General features: G+C 72.6%; 13 protein-coding genes. 5 read left to right on the top strand and 8 right to left on the bottom strand.

The genetic code is table 11. The features are described from left to right. Positions 1–167 precede the first annotated feature (167 nt). Positions 168–584 (bottom strand): hypothetical protein, encoded by a 417-nt coding sequence (locus tag ACIA6C_RS14000; RefSeq protein WP_399275496.1) that lies wholly within the window; start codon positions 582–584, stop codon positions 168–170. A 645-nt stretch (positions 585–1,229) separates the two neighbouring features. After that, the gene (locus ACIA6C_RS13995) at positions 1,230–1,607 is read right to left on the bottom strand and encodes a hypothetical protein (RefSeq protein WP_399275494.1); all 378 of its coding nucleotides are present in this window, start codon (positions 1,605–1,607) and stop codon (positions 1,230–1,232) included. Between the two features lie 642 nt (positions 1,608–2,249). On the opposite strand from ACIA6C_RS13995, the gene ACIA6C_RS13990 reads away from it, so the two are divergent. Genes ACIA6C_RS13990 through ACIA6C_RS13970 form a run of 5 tightly spaced genes read left to right on the top strand, consistent with a single transcriptional unit; the run spans position 2,250 to position 9,520 of the window. Then, the gene (locus ACIA6C_RS13990; RefSeq protein ID WP_399275492.1) at positions 2,250–3,734 is read left to right on the top strand and encodes an aldehyde dehydrogenase family protein; all 1,485 of its coding nucleotides are present in this window, start codon (positions 2,250–2,252) and stop codon (positions 3,732–3,734) included. Positions 3,735–3,750: 16 nt separating this feature from the next. Then, complete coding sequence (locus tag ACIA6C_RS13985) at positions 3,751–5,319, top strand: GMC family oxidoreductase (protein ID WP_399275490.1); 1,569 nt, start codon at positions 3,751–3,753, stop codon at positions 5,317–5,319. Next, entirely contained in the window at positions 5,316–6,407 is a 1,092-nt protein-coding gene (locus tag ACIA6C_RS13980) for a glycine betaine/L-proline ABC transporter ATP-binding protein (protein ID WP_366079306.1), read from the top strand. The genes ACIA6C_RS13985 and ACIA6C_RS13980 overlap by 4 nt, the downstream gene beginning before the upstream one ends. A 52-nt stretch (positions 6,408–6,459) precedes the next feature. Further along, a complete protein-coding gene (locus ACIA6C_RS13975) occupies positions 6,460–8,526 on the top strand; it encodes an ABC transporter permease subunit (RefSeq protein WP_399275488.1) in 2,067 nt (688 codons plus the stop codon). Between the two features lies 1 nt (position 8,527). Continuing rightward, positions 8,528–9,520, top strand: a complete 993-nt coding sequence (locus ACIA6C_RS13970; RefSeq protein WP_399275486.1) for an ABC transporter substrate-binding protein — start codon at positions 8,528–8,530, stop codon at positions 9,518–9,520. Positions 9,521–9,551: 31 nt separating this feature from the next. Here the strand turns inward: ACIA6C_RS13970 and ACIA6C_RS13965 are convergent, their stop codons facing one another. The 6 genes from ACIA6C_RS13965 to ACIA6C_RS13940 form a co-directional block, all read right to left on the bottom strand. Beyond that, positions 9,552–10,319: an alpha/beta hydrolase gene (locus ACIA6C_RS13965; protein WP_399275484.1), complete on the bottom strand. Its 768-nt coding sequence runs from the start codon at positions 10,317–10,319 to the stop codon at positions 9,552–9,554. Positions 10,320–10,527: 208 nt separating this feature from the next. Further along, positions 10,528–12,525 carry a class I tRNA ligase family protein gene (locus tag ACIA6C_RS13960; RefSeq protein WP_399275482.1) on the bottom strand — a complete coding sequence of 666 codons (1,998 nt, stop codon included), beginning with the start codon at positions 12,523–12,525 and terminating at the stop codon, positions 10,528–10,530. Then, entirely contained in the window at positions 12,522–13,691 is a 1,170-nt protein-coding gene (locus tag ACIA6C_RS13955; protein WP_399275480.1) for an NAD(P)/FAD-dependent oxidoreductase, read from the bottom strand. The genes ACIA6C_RS13960 and ACIA6C_RS13955 overlap by 4 nt, the downstream gene beginning before the upstream one ends. Continuing rightward, positions 13,688–15,010 (bottom strand): lysine N(6)-hydroxylase/L-ornithine N(5)-oxygenase family protein, encoded by a 1,323-nt coding sequence (locus ACIA6C_RS13950; protein WP_399275478.1) that lies wholly within the window; start codon positions 15,008–15,010, stop codon positions 13,688–13,690. The genes ACIA6C_RS13955 and ACIA6C_RS13950 overlap by 4 nt, the downstream gene beginning before the upstream one ends. 110 nt (positions 15,011–15,120) lie before the next feature. Continuing rightward, complete coding sequence (locus tag ACIA6C_RS13945; RefSeq protein ID WP_399275476.1) at positions 15,121–16,305, bottom strand: saccharopine dehydrogenase family protein; 1,185 nt, start codon at positions 16,303–16,305, stop codon at positions 15,121–15,123. Positions 16,306–16,412: 107 nt separating this feature from the next. Further along, positions 16,413–17,816 (bottom strand): KamA family radical SAM protein, encoded by a 1,404-nt coding sequence (locus ACIA6C_RS13940; RefSeq protein WP_399275474.1) that lies wholly within the window; start codon positions 17,814–17,816, stop codon positions 16,413–16,415. Between the last annotated feature and the right edge of the window lie 112 nt (positions 17,817–17,928).

The following is a 17,928-nucleotide window of genomic DNA, read 5'->3' as shown; positions in this document are numbered from 1 at the left end:
GTGGAGTGCCGCGTCCGCCACCGGGGCGCTCGCCATCGGCACAGTGTCGACGGACACGACACCCTGGCCGTCGACGCCCACGCGAAGGCGATCGGGCACCGCTCGTCACGGCCTCGCCCTGAGCGATGTCACCGGCCTTGGCCTGGCCGAACCCGGCCCGTCGCTCCTCAGTCGCAGACTTCGTTCCGGTCCAGTCCCCGGCCGACGGCCGCGATGACGGCCCCGTAGACGAGGTGGGGAACGACGTCGGCCGCCCAATCCACCGCCGCCCAGGTGCGGGGGTCGGAGATGCCCAGTGCAGCGACCGGTCCGTCGACAGCGGCCATGGCCCCGAAGCCCACGATGACTGTGGCCGGCAGCATTCCGGGCCGCCAGCCGAGGCCCCGAGCCACCCCTACGGCAGCGCCGATCCCGACCCCGACCAACAAGCCGCTCAGCGCCCCGAGGCCCGCGAGCCGGTTCGCGCGTTGGTCCTCGTCGCCGGGAATGGGCACTCCCGCTCTGGCGGCCAGGACCTCGACGCTGTGCTCGGGCACACTGCTGGCACCGCGCCCACGGACCACCATGTCGAGATAGGTGACCACGTTGAGCGCGGTAGTCCCCGCCGCACCGGCGGCAGCTCCCCTGAGTAGACCCCTGACCACGCCATTCACCACAGACGGCCCATCTGCTTCACGGTCGAACCCTTCTGTTTGCATCCGGAACAGCAGCCTCCGCCGACGCTACGTTCACGCGGGCAGAATGCGCCTGTCGGTGAGGACCACGCAGGTGAGTGGCCCGGGGCCTGGTGCTCCACCGGTGCGAACGTTCGGCGCAGCGGTGTCAGGGTCCGTAGTGGCCGGCAGGTCGTGCCGGCGGTGGCCGTCGGGCTGCTGCCGCAGGATGCCGTGCGGCGGGGGCAGGCCGTGCGGGCTGGTCGCGGGGCGCGTGGTAGGGGAAGCGGCTTGCGGGGTGTCTGACCGGCCGGGCCGTGACCACGGGCAAGGGTGCGCACTTCGAGCCGCCGTTCCTGCGACGGACACCGGCGGGGTGCGGAGCAGTTCGCCCGACCAAGCGATGGCGGAGTGACCGACTGTCGTCCCGGGGGCGATCTGCCCGGGCGTGCCCGGGCGGTCATCCGTGGTGTCACGGCGTGGGACGGGATCACGGGCTGGCCGATGATCCCGGACGGGCCGGGGCGCGGCCCGTCGAAACGGACCGCGCCCCGGCAACGGGCGTCCGCGCAGGGGTCAGATACGGCCGCCGGTGAGCCGTGAGAGCGGGCCCCGGCGGCGCAGGCCGGACCGGCGGCCCAGGCTGTAGGCGGTGGTCACGGCGGCTGCGCCGACGGTAACGACCCCGGCCACGACGCCCTTGCGATCCCGGATCGCGGGCCAGACCCAGCCGGCCCGGCCGACGCTGCCGCGTAGCGCCTGGGCCGCGGCGGCGGTCTTCTCCGCCAGGGGGGCGGGGAGGGCCGTGAAGGCTCCCGCGGTACCGCTCACGGCGTCGGAGGCCGCCTTCGCGCCCTCGCGCGCCGCGTCGGCGGCCCAGGAGCGGGCCTTGGTCCCGTTGGAGGAACTCCCGGCCGTGGAAGTGCTGTTGGTGGAGTTTTCCGATTCGGTCATGCCCAGCGTGTGACCGGAAGTCCGTACGGTAAACCCTCCGTGCCGGGGAAATCACGGGCGTCGTTCCCGGGAACTCCTCCCAAAGGGCCGAGAAGGTCGATGTCGAGGTCCTGGGGTCGCAGTCCGCAACGACTGCCCAGCAGTTCCATCCGGTCTTCGAGGGGCATCGGGGGGCCGGGCCAAGGCTCTCCTCCGGCCCCCTCGGGAGGTCTCCGCGCTCGACCCGGCGCAGGATCTGATCTTCCCTCACATTGTGCCGCAGGTCGCCGACGACCGGGACGCGGCGGACGAGGTCGCGTTCGTCGACGTCGACGTCGGCGTCGACGCCGCACGAGGCGCGCGGCGTCCGGGACAGCTGACGCAGCGCCGAAAGGGTCACCGTTGCGGGGCGCGGGGGCGTTTCTGCGTCCACCGGCCCGGTTCCGGCTGTTCGGTTGGTCCGCCCGTCCAGGCCGGCCGACGACGGGTGCGCCGCTCCGACGGGGGTCGGCGGGCCAGTGCACACCGTCCGTCACCGTTTCGGGCGTGACTCCCGTCACTTGAGTGACGGATGGGACATGTCACCCCGGGCATCGGGCAGGCGCGCCTACTCCAGGTCACCGCGGGCCCGCCGCGGTGCCGGAACCGGAGGTACAGCGCGCAGTGTCGGAGCAGCAGACGATTCATACGGCCGGGACGTGGCGTTCAGCGGCTTCAGGAGCGACCAGGGAGGTCCTGGACCCGGCGGACGCCACCGTCCTCGCCGTGGTCGCCGAGGGTGACGCCGCCGACACGGACGCGGCCGTCAGCGCCGCCCGGGCCGCCTTCGACGGCGGACAGTGGCCGGGCACCCCGGTAGCCGAGCGTGCGGCGCTGCTGCGCCGCACAGCCGACCTGCTCCAGCGCGACCGCGAGCGGATCGCCCTCCTGGAGAGCCGGGACGCGGGCAAGACGCTCGAAGAGGGCCGCGTGGACGTCGACTGCGTCACTGACGCGTTCCGTTACTTCGCGGACCTCGTGCTCGGGGAGGGCGCCGGCCGGGTGGTCGACGCCGGATCGCCCGACGTCCACAGCGTGGTCGTCCACGAGCCGGTCGGGGTGTGCGCCCTGATCACGCCGTGGAACTATCCGCTGCTCCAGGCGAGCTGGAAGATCGCCCCGGCCCTCGCGGCAGGCAACACCTTCGTCGTCAAGCCGAGCGAGCTGACCCCGCTGACCACGGTGGCCCTGATCGAGCTGCTGGTGGAGGCGGGCCTGCCCGCCGGGGTCGCCAATCTGGTCACCGGGCCCGGCGACCCGGTGGGCGCTCGCCTCGCGGCCCACCCCGACGTCGACCTGATCTCCTTCACCGGCGGTCTCACCAGCGGTACGAAAGTCATGCGGGCGGCCGCCGACACCCTCAAGAAGGTCGCGCTCGAACTGGGCGGCAAGAACCCCAACGTGGTGTTCGCCGATGCCTGCGCAACGGAGGAGGGTTTCGACACCGCCGTCGACCAGGCTCTCAACGCCGCCTTCATACACAGCGGCCAGGTGTGCTCGGCCGGCTCCCGGCTGATCGTCGAGGAGCCGCTGCGGGAGCGGTTCGTCGCGGAACTCGCGCGCAGGGCCGAGAAGATCCGTCTCGGCCGCGGCACGGACCCGGGGGTCGAGTGCGGCCCGCTCGTCTCGGCCGCGCAGTTGGAGCGGACCCGGTCGTACGTCGCCTCCGCGCTCGCCGAGGGGGCGGTCCTGCGCGCCGGGGGTGAACAGCCTGAGGGGCCGGGGTACTTCTACCGCCCGACCGTCCTCGACCGCTGCAACCGGCGCATGCGCGTCGTGCGCGAAGAGGTGTTCGGGCCGGTCCTGACCGTCGAGACGTTCCGCACCGAGGACGAGGCCGTCGCGCTCGCCAACGACACCGAGTACGGACTCGCCGGCGGGGTCTGGACGTCGGACCAGGGCCGCGCCCGCCGGATGGCCGGGCGGCTGCGCCACGGCACCGTGTGGATCAACGACTTCCACCCCTACCTTCCGCAGGCGGAGTGGGGCGGATTCGGGAAGTCCGGGATCGGGCGCGAGCTCGGCCCGTCGGGACTGGCCGAGTACCGCGAGACCAAGCACGTGTACCAGAACCTCGCGCCGCGCCCCGTGCGCTGGTTCGCCGGCTGACGGGGGCAGGAGAGACATGACCAGCACCACGCACCACCATGACCACCACGATCACGAAGGCGAACACGAGTTCGACTACGTCGTGGTCGGCGGCGGCACCGCCGGTTCGGTGATCGCCTCCCGGCTCACCGAGGACCCGGGCGTCACCGTCGCCGTCATCGAGGGCGGGCCGAGCGACGTCGACCGCCCCGACGTCCTGACCCTGCGCCGCTGGATGGGGCTGCTCGGTGGGGAACTCGACTACGACTACCCGACCACCGAGCAGCCGCGCGGCAACTCGCACATCAGGCACAGCCGGGCCCGGGTCCTGGGCGGCTGCTCCTCGCACAACACCCTCATCGCCTTCAAGCCGCTGCCGTCCGACTGGGACGAGTGGGCCCGGGCCGGCGCCGAGGGGTGGCACGCGGACGCCATGGACCCGTACTTCGACCGGCTCCTGAACAACATCGTTCCGGTCGCCGAGGCGGACCGGAACGCCATCGCCCGCGACTTCGTCGACGCCGCCCAGGACGCGCTGGCGGTGCCGCGCGTCGAGGGCTTCAACCGCAAACCGTTCCACGAGGGCGTGGGCTTCTTCGACCTCGCCTACCACCCGGAGGACAACAAGCGCTCGTCGGCGTCGGTGGCCTACCTGCACCCCGTCATGGACGACCGGCCGAACCTGCGGCTGCTGCTGGAGACCTGGGCGTACCGGCTGGAGCTGGACGGCACCCGGGCGCGCGGCGTCCACGTCCGCGCCAAGGACGGCCGACGCTCGTTGATCACGGCCCGTAGGGAGGTGCTGGTGTGCGCGGGCGCGGTCGACACCCCTCGGCTGCTGCTCCACTCCGGCATCGGTCCGCGCCGCGACCTGGAGGCGCTCGGCATTCCCGTCGTCCACGACCTGCCCGGCGTCGGCGAGAACCTCCTCGACCACCCCGAGTCGGTGATCGTCTGGGAGACCGAGGGCCCCATCCCCGAGAACTCTGCGATGGACAGCGACGCGGGTCTGTTCGTCCGGCGCGACCCCGACTCCCCCGGTCCCGACCTGATGTTCCACTTCTACCAGATCCCCTTCACGGACAATCCGGAGCGGATCGGCTACGAACGCCCCGCGCACGGAGTGTCGTTGACCCCCAACATCCCCAAGCCGCGCAGTCGCGGACGCCTCTACCTCACGAGTGCGGACCCCGAGGTCAAACCGGCCCTGGACTTCCGCTACTTCACGGACGAGGAGGACTACGACGCCCGCACCCTGGTGGACGGGATCAAGCTGGCCCGCGAGATAGCCGCGACCGAGCCGCTGGCCGGTTGGCTGCGGCGCGAGGTCTGCCCGGGCCCCGGGATCACCGATGACGAGGCCCTGAGCGCGTACGCCCGCTCCGTGGCCCATACCGTCTACCACCCGGCCGGCACCTGCAAGATGGGCGCCGCCGACGACGAACAGGCGGTTGTGGAACCTGACTTGAAGGTACGCGGCCTCGACGGCCTGCGCATCGCGGACGCCTCGGTCTTCCCGACGATGCCCGCCGTCAACCCGATGATCGGAGTACTCATGGTGGGCGAGAAAGCCGCTGATCTGCTGCGGGGCGGTGAGACCCGGTGAACGCACCCTCGTCCGGTGCCGCCGTTTACGGCACCGACTCCCCCGTCTTCTCGGTCGACGGACTGTGGAAGGTCTTCGGACCCCGGCGCAAGGCCGTCCGGGTCCCGGGCTCCGAGTACGCCTCGCTGCCCGCGGCCGAACTCCGCGAGCGCACGGGCTGTACCGCCGCCGTCCGCGACGTCTCCTTCGACGTCCGCAAGGGCGAGGTGTTCGTCGTCATGGGCCTGTCCGGCTCCGGCAAGTCCACCCTCGTGCGCTGCTTGACCCGGCTGATCGAGCCCACCGCCGGATCCCTCTCCATCGACGGCGAGGACGTCCTCGCCATGGACTCCGCCCGCCTGCGCGAACTGCGCCGGCACCGCGCCGCCATGGTCTTCCAGCACTTCGGCCTGCTACCGCACCGCACCGTGCTCGACAACGTTGCCTACGGCCTGGAGATCCAGGGCGTGAGCCGCATCGACCGGCGGGCCAAGGCAGCCGAGATGGTGGCCAAGGTGGGTCTCGAAGGCCTTGAGGAACGCCGGCCCGGACAGCTGTCCGGCGGCCAGCAGCAGCGCGTCGGTCTCGCGCGCGCCCTGGCCGCCGACCCGGAAGTCCTGCTCTTCGACGAGCCGTTCAGCGCGCTCGACCCGCTGATCCGCCGGGAGATGCAGGACGAGGTCGCGCGGCTCCACCACGAGGAGGGCCGCACGATGGTCTTCATCACCCACGACCTGACCGAGGCGCTGCGCCTGGGCGACCGGATCGCGCTGATGCGCGACGGCGAGATCGTGCAGCTGGGCACGCCCGAGGAGATCGTGGGCTCGCCCGCCGACGACTACGTACGGGACTTCGTCCGCGACGTACCGCGCGAGCAGGTGATCACCGTACGCAGCGCGATGCGCCCCGCGGTGGCCGACGAGGCCGACCACGGGCCCGCGCTCGCACCCGCCGCCACCGTGGTGGAAGCGATCGAGGCCGTCGCGCGCAGCGGCGGCCCGGCACGGGTCGTCGACCACGGCCGCTGTCTCGGCGTCGTCGATGACGCCGGGCTGCTCGCCGTGGTGGCGGGCCTTGCGACGTCCGACGGTCGGGGGGTGGCGGCATGACGCCCCGTGCCCGTTGCGCTGCCCCCGCCCCCGAGGACGGGCGGTGGTGCGGATGACCGCGACCACCACACCCGTGCGCGACCAGGGCCCCCCGCCCCCGCCCCTCGCGTCCGACGAAGCCACCGGACCCGACAGGAGCAGACGGCCGGACCGCAGGCCCCCCGCCGCCTCGCCCGGCGCCCGGCTGCGGGCCCTGCTGCCGGCCCACCGCGCCGGCCGCAGGGTTCTGCCCCTCGCCGTCGTCGCCGTGGTCCTCGTGCCCATTGCGATCCTCCTGCCCGGAGCCGCCCGCTGGCCCGGTTCGCTGGCCGTCGACCTGTCCGGGCCGCTCGGCCGGGCCGGTGACTGGATCATCGACAACCGCGACCACCATCCGCTCTTCCTGTACTTCTTCGGACACGTCAGCAATGCCGTGGTGGTGTCGGTCCGCGCGGTGTACGTCGTGCTGCTCGCCGCCGGCTGGGCGGGCGTCACCGCGCTGGCCGGCCTGGTGGCCCTGCGCCTGGCGGGCGTCCGGCTGGCCCTGACCTGCGTCGCGGCGTTCGCCGCGTGCGGGCTGCTCGGCATGTGGGTGCCGACGATGCAGACGCTGGCCCTGATGGTCGTGGCAGTCGCCGCCTCGGTCGTGTTCGGCGCCCTGCTCGGCCTCGCCGCCGGGATGTCGGACCGGGCCGACCGGGCGCTGCGCCCCGTACTCGACACCATGCAGGTGCTGCCCGCCTTCGCGTACCTGCTGCCCATGGTGCTGGTCTTCGGCATCGGCGTGCCCGCCGCCGTCCTGGCGACCGTGGTGTACGCGGCCCCGCCGATGGCGCGCTTGACCGCGCTCGGTCTGCGCGAGGCCGACGCCGGGGTGCTGGAGGCCGCGGCCTCGCTCGGCGCGACGGGGCGGCAGCGTCTCCTCACGGCGCGCATCCCGCTGGCCCGCCGGCAGCTCATGCTGGGGGTCAACCAGGCCGTCATGATGGCCCTGTCGATGGCCGTCATCGCCTCCGTGATCGGCGCCGGCGGCCTCGGCGACCGGGTCTACCAGGCGCTCGCCTCGGTCGACGTCGGTGCGGCGCTCGCCGCCGGCATCCCCATCGTGCTGCTCGCGGTGGTGCTCGACCGGACCGCCGACGCGGCCGGCGACCGCCTGGGCGCGGCCCCCGTCCCGGCGTCGGAGCGGCATCCCCTGGGGCGCGTGTTCACGGGCTGGTACGGGTGGCTGCTCACCCTCCTCGCGGCGGTCGCCGTGGCCGCCGTGGGCCGTATGGCGGGCTCCTCCCTGTGGCCCGGTTCCTGGGCCGTGCCGATCGCGGAGCCCGTGAACCGCGCGGTCGCCTGGATGACCGACCACCTCTACTCCGGAGTGCCCGTGGTCGGCGGCACCGCCGACTGGGCGGCCCGCTTCACCGGCTGGGTACTCGACCCGTTGCGCTCCGGGCTGCAGGCCACTCCCTGGTGGTTGCTCCTGGCCCTGGTCGGCGCCCTCGCTCTCCTGGTCGGCACCTGGCGCACCGCTCTGACCGCCGTCCTCGCGCTGGCCGCCATCGGAGTCCTCGGCGTGTGGGAGCCGTCCCTCGACACCCTCTCCCAGGTGCTGGCCGCCGTGGCCGTGACCCTCGTACTCGGTTTCGCCGTCGCCATCGGCGCCGCCCGCAGTGCGCGGGCGCAGCGCCTGCTGCGCCCGGTGCTCGACGTGTGCCAGACCATGCCCCAGTTCGTCTACCTGATCCCGGTGGTCGCGCTGTTCGGTGTCGGGCGGGCGCCTGCCGCGGCAGCCGCGGTGGTGTACGCGCTTCCCGCCGTGGTGCGCATCACCACCGAGGGCCTGCGCGGGGTGGACCCCGCCGCCCTCGAATCGACCCGCTCGCTCGGCGCGACCGGCACCCAGCAGCTACGTCATGTCCAACTCCCGCTGGCGCGGCCCGCGTTGCTGCTCGCCGTAAACCAGGCGGTGGTACTGGTCCTCGCCGTCGTCATCATCGGCGGTCTGGTCGGCGGTGGCGCGCTGGGTTATGACGTCGTCCTCGGCCTGGCCCAGGGCGATCTGGCGACCGGCCTGGTGGCAGGCGCCGCGATCGTCTGCCTGGGTCTGGTGCTCGACCGCGTCACCCAGCCCGCGAAGGAGGCCTGACATGCGGATCTTCCCCCACCAGCGCCGAGGACCGGTCCGCGGCCGGCGCGCGGTCGCTGCGCTCGCGGCCGCGTCGTCCCTCGTCGCGCTCACCGCCTGCGGGGCGGCCGACATGACCCGCCAGTCCTCCCCCTACGCCGCCGCGCGGGGCGCGAAGACCGTGACCCTCTCCGTCCAGTCGTGGGTCGGTGCGCAGGCGAACACCGCCGTCGCCGCCTATCTGCTCGAACACGAGCTGGGCTACCGCGTCGACACCGTCCAGGTGGACGAGGTGCCCGCGTGGGACGCGCTCAGCCAGGGCAGGGTCGACGCGATCCTGGAGGACTGGGGGCACCCGGAGCAGGAGAAGCGGTACGTCGAGGGCAAGAAGACCATCACGCCGGGCGGCGACCTCGGGGTGACCGGCCATATCGGCTGGTTCGTCCCGACGTACTTCGCCCAGGAGCATCCGGACGTCACCGACTGGAAGAACCTGGGCAAGTACGCCGACCAGTTGCGGACCGCCGAGAGCCGCGGCAAGGGCCAGCTGATGGACGGCTCGCCCTCGTACGTCACGAACGACAAGGCGCTGGTGAAAAACCTCGGCCTCGACTTCGAGGTCGTCTTCGCCGGGTCGGAGGCCGCGCAGATCACCCAGATCAGGCAGTTCGCCAAGGAACACAAGCCGTTCCTGACCTACTGGTACGAGCCGCAGTGGCTGTTCGAGCGGGTTCCCATGACGGAGGTGAAGCTGCCCGAGCACCGGGAGGGCTGCGACGCCGATCCCGAGAAGGTGGACTGCGCCTACCCGCGGACGCCGTTGCAGAAGTACCTGAACACGCGCTTCGCGGAGAACGGCGGGAAGGCGGCCTCGTTCCTGAGGAAGTTCCACTGGAGCGTCGCGGACCAGAACGAGGTGGCGCTGATGATCGCCGAGGACAAGCTGTCTCCGGAGCAGGCCGCCCGCACGTGGGTGGAGCGCCACGAGGCGGTGTGGAAGCCGTGGACGCGCTGACGCGCCGCCCGCCGCCGAGCGGCCGCGCCCGTCAGGCCGGCGAGGTGATCGCCCCACCGAAATGCCGGGCGAAGAACCGAACCGCGCTGTCGGCCTCGTACCGGGGCAGCTCCTTGTGCTTGCCCGCGTTCACGTGCAGCGACTTCTCCTTCGAGGCGAAGGCGTCGAACAGGGCCAGACCCTCGTCGCGCGGGATGTGCTCGTCGTCCCACTGCAGGTCGAACTCGATCGGGACGGTGATCTGCTTCGCCTTCTCGGCCAGTACGTCGGGCCAGTGCTGGCCGAACACCGCAGCGGTGATCCTGGGTTCGACCGCCACGAACGGTATCCCGATCGCGGTGCCCATGTTGATGCCCCAGAAGCCGACCGGCCCTTCGGTGCCGATCCCCGGGAGTTCCTGGAGGGCGTCCAGCGCCGCCCGGTACTCGGGCACGGCGAGGTCCGCCAGGTGCGCGTTGTAGCGCACGACGATCGGGCCTTCCGGCTCGCCCGCCGCCCGCGCCCGGAACAGCTCGGCGATTTCCGCTTCGTCGTGCGCCGTGCGCGGCCGGTCGCCGTGGCCGGGCGCGTCGATGACGGCGACGTGGAAGCCGCAGCCGCTCACGAGGAGACGGGCCCGGCCGGCCATCGCCGGATGCTTCTTGTGGTTGCCGCCGCCGTGGGCCATCAGGACCAGGGGTGCGCGACCGGCCGCGTCGGAAGCCGGCGACCAGAGGACGCCGGGAACGCCGCCCACGGTGAAGTCGCGTTCGCGCATGCCGTGGGACGACGACTCGGCTGTGAACCGAAGAGAGTGCATGGTGTTGCCTTTCGGGAGTGCCTTGGTGTCCAGGCGCTCCCGGCGACGCTTACGTCGGTCGCCCGGCCGTGACGGCAAGGGGGAGCACCCACATGGGTACAGCGTTCATGGGTCTCACCTCCTCGGGTGGTGTCACGGGCAACCGGAAGCTACCAGATCGCGCGCCACCAGGACCAAGTGTTTTTCTGTCGGCTCGGGGCGGGCGCGGTCAGGCCGGGAGCCCCGCCGGCGGGGGTGGGCGGAAGAAGACCGCCGTTGCCAGGGTGATCCGGCTGTCGGGGCGCAGCAGTTCGACGGTGTCGGGCCAGACCGACGGATCCGGGAGGTCCAGGCACCCGGCGAGGCGAGCGGCGAACCGGGGCATGACGGGGGCGGCGGTGTGCGCGAGGAGGCGGGCGGCGGCCAGTTCGAGGGCGACGGCGGTGCGGTTCTCGTCCGCCCACGCCGGGTCGTCGGCCTGCAGTCGCTGCGCGGCGGAGAAGCGGACGGTGTCCTCGACCAGCCCGGTGAGCCCGGCCGCCGCGTCCCGCAGGGAGAAGCCCTGGGGGCCGAGCGCCCCGGTGACGGCGGCGAGGCGGGTGCCGAGCCGGGCGAGGAACGCGGAGTGTTCGGGTGTCCAGTTACCGGCGTCGGGGGCGCGGCCGCCGTGGTGCTTGGCGACGCGGGCGCCGAGGTCGTTCAGCCACTGCTGCCAGGTGCCGATGAGGGTCTCGTCGAGGGTGGCCTCGTAGGCGGCGCGCCGGAAGTCGGTGCGCAGGCCTTCGGGGCGGGTGGAGGCGAGGAAGTAGCGGACCGAGTCGACCGTGTCGGGGCTCAGGACGTCCTTGCCCCAGACGGCATGGCGGCGGCTGGTGGAGAACTTGCTGCCCTCCAGCAGGTAGAACTCGTTGACGTGGTAGTCGATGTCGGGTTCCCAGTCCGGGTGGGCCAGCTTGTAGAGGATGGGGTAGAGCAGTGAGTGGTAGAAGCTGTTGTCGTAGCCGAAGAAGTGGACGATCTTCCACTCCCGCCGGGGTTCCGCGGCCCGCCAGTCGCGGCCGAGCCGGGCGCCGAGCGACTGGATGCCGTGCAGGAAGCCGTAGCTCATCTCCGGCCACACCCAGATGACCTGGCCGGGCACCTCCCCTCCGGCCGGCGTGACACCCCAGGTGGCGGGGTGGGTGACGGGCAGGTCGAATCGTGGGCGGTCGAAGACCCGTCGGGCGAGGTCGGCGAGACGGGCCGGCACCCGGCCGAGCCGGTGGTGTTCGCGGACGGTGTCGCGGAACGCGTGCACGGGCAGGGAGTAGCGGCTGACCCGCTCCCGGCGGGGCGCCGCGCCGGACCGCGCCGACACCGGGGCGGTGAGGTCGTGCACCAGGTTCGGCTCTCCGCACTCCTCGCAGATGTTGCCGCCGGTCGAGGCCGTGCAGTGCGGGCAGCCGCCGCTGACGTCGGCCTCGTACAGGTAGCGGCCGTCCTCCGCGTCGACGAGGGCTTCGGCTTCGCTCACGCGGACGGCACCCGAGGCGGTGACCCGGGCGAAGAATTCCCGCAGCTTCTGCGCGTACTCGGGATCGGTGCTGGTCACCGTGTACTGGTCGAGCGGGATGTCCATCAGCCGCAGGGTCGCGGCGATCTCGGCGCTGTAGTGCGCGGCGGTCTCGGCAGGGGTGCGCCCGTCGGCGAGGCCGGCGGCGGCCACGTAGCTCTGGTAGTCGTCGCTGCCGGTGAGGTGGTAGGCCTCGGCGCCGGTCATGCGCTGGAAGCGGACGTAGGCGTCGGCGCCGAGGTAGGGGCCGGAGAGGTGGCCCAGGTGCAGGTCCCCGTTGGGGGTGGGCGGGGTGGAGAAGACGAAGACCGGGCGGTCACCGAAGGAGTCCCGCCGGCGGTCGGCCGCCGATGCGAGGGCCCGGCCGGGGTCGCGCCAGTACTGGGTGACGAAGACCAGGTCGCTGTCCCCGGTGTTCTCCAGGACGTGCGACTCGAAGGGTTCGAAGAGGATGACGGTGCCGGGCGCCACGGGGTGGCGGGTTCCGTCGACGTCGAACTCACCCCGTCCCGCGACGATGACGAAGCACTCGGTCTCGTCGTGGTGGTGGCCGGTGGAGCGGACGCCGGGGGCCACCCGGCCCCAGCCCGCACCGACTCCGAGGCCGTCTATCGCGCTCATGTCGATGCCGAACGCCGCGCTGAGCGCATCCGGGTCATACCTGCTGATGATCATTCGCTGTTCCTCGTCTCGTCTTCTGCGGAGTACCCCAGGTGCAGGAGGTCGGCGGCGTCCGCCGCGAGTGCGGGGGCGAGCCGGTAGCCGGAGCCACCGGCCGCACCGGCGAAGACCAGGCGCCCCGCGGCGTCGAGTGCCGTGACGACCGGGCCGGTGCCGCCGGGGTTGTAGGCGTCGCAGAAGACCCGCCCCGAGACGCAGCGTGCGGCGAACTCCGGCGCGTACCCGGCCAGGAGCTCCCGTGCCTCGTGCAGGTTCTGCGCCGATATCCCGCCGCCCAGTCCGTCCGGGGATACGTCCCACTCCCGGCAGGTGTAGCTGAACAGCCAGTGCCCGCGGTCGTGCAGGGGCAGGAGGAAGGCGTCCTCGTCGTGGAACACCACCGCGCCGTCCCCCGCGTACGTCGGGATGTCCACGTGCAGGGCCACGATCTTCTTCACCCGCAGCCCGAGCGGTGCGAGGGCTCCGGCCCACGCCGGGTCGTCGAGCCAGGGCCCGGGGGCCAGGACCACCCGGCCGGCGGTGACCTCGTCGCCGGTGCCGAGGCGGAGCGTGACGTGGTCCGGGCCGGGACGGACGGCGGTCACCCGTACGCCCTCCCGGAAAGCGGCGTACGGGCGCATCGCGCGGGCCAGCTGGGCGGTGAAGGCGGCCACCTCTGCGTACTGGCAGCCGTCGGCCGTCCAGGCCGCCTTGCCGTCGGGCACCGTGACCCGGCGTGCGGCGACCGGGCCCGGCACGGGGCGCAGCCGGGCGGCGGGCAGGTAGGCGGTGTGCAGAGCGGCCTGCGCGTCCGCGCCGGCGTCGGCGATCACCGTCATCCCGAGCGGGTGAACGGGTACTTCGGGCCGGGCCGCGCGCAGCTTCTCGTACCAGTCCTGGCTGTACGCGGCCATCCGCCGGACCTGCTCGGTGGCGCCCCGGGGGAAGTGCAGCCCGGCCGAGCGCCGGGTGGCGCCAGAGGCGATGGTGTCGCGGTCGAGGACCATGACACTGGTGCCGGGGCTGCGGTGCAGTACCTCCCGGGCGGTCACGCAGCCGACGACCCCGGCACCGACGACTGCCACGTCGACGTACGGGTGCGCCTCGTCGGCGGCCCCGGCGGCCTCCGCGGCCCGGGGCGCGGCGAGGCCGGCGGCTGCGGCGCCCGCGCGGGCGTTCACCGGTCGTTCCAGGTCTGCTTGGAGTCGGGCTTCGAGGACCAGTCGATGAAGGAGGCCAGCTGATCGTCGCTGCGCACCCCACGCAGGCGGTCCGCTATCCGGCGGCTGCGCCATGCGTTCAGGCTCAGGTTCACGTCGGCGAGCCCGCGCTGGGCGCGGACCGCGTTCTGCAAGAAGACGGCGTGCTGCGGCGGACCGTCCCAGCGGACGGCGAAGTCCTCGTCCACGCGGAACTCGTCGCCCTCGCGCTCCAGACGCCCCGCGATGGGGGCGAGGAACGGGGCGGGCGCGGGCCGGAAGCCGGTGGCCCAGACGATGAGGTCGGCCTCGTGCTGTTCGGCGGCGTGCGGCTCGTCGTTGTGCCGGGCGGTGATCTCCCAGTTGCCCCGGACGCCCCGGGTGACGGTGGTGACCTCACGGTTCGGGTAGAGCCCGACCAGGTCGGGCAGCCCCTCGACGAACCGGTGGACGTACAGCTGCTGGTAGATGGCGCGGAGCGTGTCTTCGGAGATCCCGTCGCTGCTGAGCAGGGTGTCCCGGTTGACCGCCTGCCGGGCGTCGGCGGGCAGACGGTAGAAGTGGTCCGAGAAGGACGGTGTGTAGAAGTCGTTGGTGAACGGCGAATCGTCGATCGGCAGGTAGGTCCGGCGTCGGGAGAGCCATGAGATCCGCCGCGGCCGGTCCGCCGCGGGGCGGGTTATGAGGTCGAGGAACGCCTCCGCGCCGGACTGTCCGCCGCCGACGACCGTGACGCGCTTGCCGGCCAGGCGCACGGCCTTCGTGATGAACTCGCTGACGTGGAACTGCGAGGGACCGAGCAGTTCGCGGGCCTGCGGCGGGACGTAGGGGCTGCTGCCGACTCCGACCACGACGTTGTCGGCGGTGATCGTGCGCCGGCTCGTGCGGACCCGGAAGACCCGGTCGAAGGTGACCTCGTGGACCTCCTCGCCGAAGACGACGTGCGGGTTGCGTTCGGCGGCCCAGGCCAGGTAGTTGCGGAACTCCTGACGTGGGACGGCGGAGAACTGGGCGTTCAGGAAGTGGTGGACGCGGCCTTGCTCGTGAAGGTACGACAGGAAAGAGAATCGATTCGTCGGATCGGCGAGGCTCACGAGGTCCTTGAACAGGGAGACCTGGAGGGTACTTCCGGGCATCTGCTGGCCGTCGTGCCAGGCGAACTCCTCTTTCCGGTCGAGGAAGAGGTTCGGCACGTCGGCGTGGTCGTGGAGCAGTGACGCGAGGCTGAGGTTCGCGGGCCCCACGCCGACACCGACGCAGCGGTAGTGCACGGGCGGATGGCCGCGGCTCTCGTTCCCCATATCGGACCTCTTCCTTCACAACGTGAGTGGGTGTCAGCAGGTGGAGCAGGTCGGTCACGGGCGTGGATCAACGGTTCTGCACGCCGCACGGCGGCAGCAGTCGGCGGGCGTCACACGGACTGCTCCCGCAAGGGCGCCGCGATGCCGTGCCCGCGCAGGAAGTCCAGCCAGAGGGCCGCTTCCGGGCCCTCCGCCGCGCACCGCAGGCCGGCCGGCAGCGCGCCGTCGAGCACCCGGGTCACGCCGTGGGCGAGCGGCAGCGAGACGCAGAGCGCCATCGCGCTCTCCTCGGCGGTGCCCGTGACATCGAGCAGGCATTCGCCCCTCCAGCCCGGCCCGCCCCGCTCGGCGGCGAGGGTCAGGGAGACGGCGAGGACGACGCGGTCGCGGTCCTCCCCCGTGGCCGGGTAGCGCTGGGCGAGGTCCCGGGCCAGGGCGCGGATCCGGTCGGGGTCCCCGGTCTCCACCGTGCGGAAGACCGGCTGCCAGGCCTCCTGCCAGCCGCTGCTGCGGAGCGTGCCGCGGATGAAGGTGCGCAGGCGCCAGCCGTCCGCAATCGCGTACTGCGCGGTGAAGGGGACGCTGTCGCGGTTCGGGTACGCCTCGAAGTCCTCGTCGCCGATCCGCAGCGTGCGCGTGGCCTCCCAGGGGCGTCCGCTGGTGCGCACCACGCCCTCCTCGATGTACCGGGCGGGCTGGGCGAGGGCGGACAGGACACCGTACGGGGCCCAGCTGAACCGGTAGCGGAACGCGTTCGGCACGGCAGGCAGCCCGCCGCAGTAGGAGGTCAGGTCGACGGGCCCGGCGCTGTCCCCGACGGCTTTTCGGGCAGCGGACACCAGTTCGTGTGCGAGGAGGTGGTCGATGCCGGGGTCGAGTCCCGTTTCGGCCAGTACGACGAGCCCGGAGCGGCCCGCTTCGGCCGCCAGAGCGCGCAGTTCGTCGGTGGCGTAGCTGGTGCAGGCGAAGTGCGCGCCGCGCGAGATCGCGAGCCGCAGCAGTGCCGCGTGCTCGGCGGCCGGCAGCATCGACACCAGGGTGTGGCCCGGCGCCAGCAGGTCCGGCAGGTCCCCGCCGTCCAGACCGTGCGGTTCGGCGCGGCCTGTCAGCCCGAGCCGGTCGAGCAGCGCCGCGGCCTTGGCCCGCGTACGGCCCCATACGAGGACCCGGCCGGCCCGCTCGCACAGCAGGCCGAGTCCGCTGCGGCCCACGGACAGGCCGGTACCGATCCAGTGCACGGTGCGCTCGGGGTCGGCCGAGAGAGGACGGCCGGCATGGGGCAGGGCATCGGGCATCGAGTGTCCTCCTAGACGTGCTCGGCGGGGGCGGGTCCGGCGTGCGCGCCCGCACGGGGCGCCCCGTCCGGGGGCGGGGGTGAGGGCGGTCCGGCGCAGCGGGCCGATCAGCGGGCGGCCGGGGAGGAGGCCGCGCCGTCCGGCGTCCCGGCGCTCTGCGCCCGCCACCAGGCGCGGCCCTCTTCGGGCAGGGTGTAGAGCGGGTCGTAGTACTCGTGGAGCCGGTCGAGGTCGTCCTCGTTCCCGCTGTCCGCGGCGGTGCGGTAGTTCTTCGCCCAGTACGAGATCCCGCGCACCACGTCGTAGTCCGAGAGCTGGTGCACCCATCGTTTTCCGACGAACGGGACGTCGCACACGATCCGCGGGGTGGCGAAGCCCGGCAGGTAGCCCATGATCGCGTGCTGGAGGTCCTGGGCCTCGGCGACCGAGGTCCGCCAGTGCTCACTGAACGGGATCATGTCGCACATGTAGAAGTAGTAGGGCATGATCCCGGCCCGGTCGAGCAGCGCGAAGCACAGGTCCAGCAGGGCCGCCGGCGTGTCGTTGACGGTGCGCAGGAGCACGGCCTGGTTGCGGATGTCGCGCAGTCCCGCGTCGAGCAGCAGCCGGGCGGCCTCCGAGACGCCGCAGGTGATCTGCTGGGCGGCGTTGGCATGGGTGTGCAGTGCGATCTGCACCCCGCGGGCGCGAGCGGTGGCGGTCAGCCGCGCGATGCCGGCGAGCACGGGTTCGGCCGTCCAGTGCTGGGGCAGGCCGATGAGGGCCTTGCTGGCGAGCCGGACGTCCCGGACCGACTCGATGTCGAGCAGGGCCTCGACGAAGGATTCGACGCGGGGCCAGGGGACGTTCGCGACGTCGCCGCCGGAGACGACCACGTCACGGACGGCGGGCGTCTTGCGCAGGTAGTCGATCATGGCTTGGAGCCGGGCGCCGGGCTTGAGGGCGAAGCTCGCCTTGGTGATCTGGACGGTGGAGTTGCCGACGAGGTCCATGCGGGTGCAGTGCCCGCAGTACTGCGGGCAGGTGGCGACCAGTTCGGCGAGGACCTTGGTGGGGTAGCGGTGCGTCAGCCCCTCCGAGGCCCACATGTCGCGCTCGTGCAGGGAGTCCCGCTCCGCCTTGGGGTGGGAGGGGTAGTCGGTCCGGCGGTCGGAGAACACCGGGAGCATGTAGCGGCGTACCGGATCGGCGTAGTAGGCGTCGGTGAGGCTGTCGGCGCCGGTGGCCGCGACCTCCGGGGCAATGGTGTTGATCATGTACGGGGTGACGAGCATGGACATCGTGGCCCGCTCGCGCTGGTCGCGTTCCAGGTCGGCCAGGAAGCGGTCGCCGAGCGCCGGTCCGGTCACCTCGCGGAGCTGGCGGAGGTTCTTGACGCAGTGGGCCCGTTGCCACTGCGCGGAGCCCCATTCCTGCGCGGTGACATGCCGCCAGCCGGGTAATCGGCGGTGGTCGGGCTCCACGGCGGGGCTGTAGGCATAGGCGTAGGGCTGCGGCAGTCCGTCGAGCATGGGGGGTCCTCTCCATCGGTCCCGCGCGGTGCGGGCAGGCAGGACGCGCTGTGCTGTCGGGGCGGGGGGGGGGGGGGCGGCCCCCCCCCCCCGGGGGGGGGGGGGCCCGGGC

This window comes from Streptomyces sp. NPDC051578 (genome assembly GCF_044454045.1).
Lineage (GTDB): Bacteria > Actinomycetota > Actinomycetes > Streptomycetales > Streptomycetaceae > Streptomyces.
The sequence above is the reverse complement of the archived record's forward strand: the minus strand, read 5'-3'. Positions and strand labels throughout refer to the sequence as shown.